The organism is Mediterraneibacter sp. ICN-202921 (assembly GCF_037890075.1).
In the GTDB taxonomy this organism is placed as follows: Bacteria; Bacillota; Clostridia; order Lachnospirales; family Lachnospiraceae; genus Mediterraneibacter; species Mediterraneibacter massiliensis.
Genome location: NZ_JBBKBE010000036.1, coordinates 1 through 1,674 on the forward strand (window position 1 = coordinate 1; position 1,674 = coordinate 1,674).

At 37.8% G+C, this 1,674-nt stretch carries 1 protein-coding gene; it reads right to left on the reverse strand.

Annotated features, from left to right (window positions below; genetic code table 11):
- Positions 1 to 247 precede the first annotated feature (247 nt).
- Positions 248 to 1,674: IS30 family transposase (locus WKT01_RS13670; RefSeq protein ID WP_270395696.1), on the reverse strand; the 1,427-nt coding region annotated here is incomplete at its 5' end.

The window sequence follows — 1,674 nt, forward strand, 5'->3', positions numbered from 1 at the left end:
GTTGAGTGAAAAAGTAAATTCCACATGTAAAAGTAAATTCCATACAGAAGACTAAATTCGATATTTTAGGGTTTGACGAATCGTGTCAAACCCTTTAAAGTGGAATTTAACCAGATAATAAATGCTTTTCTGCAATAAAAATGTATGCTAATGAGACAAGTGGAATCTGCCCTGTAAGACTAAATTCCACTTGTCTGGTATGTGCGATATAGAACCTTTATCCGCAGATTTGTTTTATTATCTGGTTTTATTTTTTGAGTAATGCAGGTGTTAATACAATCTTATCTGCTGGTATTTCAGTGAGATTGAAATAATTTAAAAGCTCATGAGGGAGCATGAGTTTTGCAAGAGCCATAGGCGATAATCCGCCAAGACTTTGTCGTGGTGTACTATTGATATGGCTCATTATCAGATTGATATCCCTTTGCGAATAATTGTCAAAGGATGTTCCTTTCGGACAGATTTTTCTGATGTATTCATGGTTCTTTTCACAATGCGGTTTTTGCCAGGAACACATAGGATCACAGTAATAAATACTTGTTCGGATCAAGTTGTCTTCCCCGCATTCCAATGCATCTGGGATCTGAAATTCACCGCCTCTATCTGTTAAAATCAGAGAAAATGCAGAAGCAAAAGAAAAGGTTCCAATCACATGTTCAATAGAGTCGAATACGTTCTTTACATGACGGGATTCTTTGCTGTCAAGAAGATAAGCCATCATAAAAGAACAACCGGAAAAATGTAACGTGAGCAGCGCTTTATGGGAACCTTCACAACCGAGTACGGTGTCCATTTCCGTAATTCTTGTATCTGGGAATTCCTTTAAAAATGCCTGGAGATCTTTATAAGTACGTCCTTCATAAATAGCCTTATCAGCTAGCTCAGAAGAACCTGAAGAGCGGATTTTATACTTTACTTTTTTGGGCAGGTCAATATTTTTAACACTTAAAGCACCAGATTCAATATAATTGTAAAGCGTTTTTTCAGAGTAAGGGATCTCAGGATGGTTCTGTAGGATCATGTATGGGGATTGTCCTTGAAGAATCAGAGGGGAAACCAGTTCATCCAGCTTTGTTAAATCCTCTGGAGAAATGTTGATACCGGTTCTTGATTCAATTAGAACAGTCCTATATTCTCTATGAGCAGTCGTGGCTCTATAATAGGCCTTGTCCAAGCGACAACCACTTTTCTTACTGCAAGCATTGCAGACAAAGGGAGCTTTATCCAGTTTGGAGCAATGATAACTGCGAGGAGTGAAGTCATCGCAATGGGAATTACAGTGGTTGCAGAGTTTACACATTCTTTTGCATACCGGAGCATAGATTCCACAGATGTTCTTTTTCTTGCAGTCTTTCAGTAGAGCACATTTGTTTTTTGATTCATTGAAAGGGCTATGTTCCTGAATAGTACGGTGCTTTTTAATTTCTTTGGAGATGGTGGTTGGGTCTTTCCTTAACTGTAGAGCAATGCTACGAATGGAGCTGCCTTGATCCAATCCCTTTTCGATTATGATACGCTGATCCATAGTCATATGTTTTTGGGTTCCAGGAATTGATTTACACATAAGTACCTCTTTTCTACTGCGGATAGAAGGTACTAAAATAATAAAGGATATGGAAGAAGAGAGTAAGACTAAATTCAGTATGAATGTGGAATTTAGTTTTTCATTCAAGA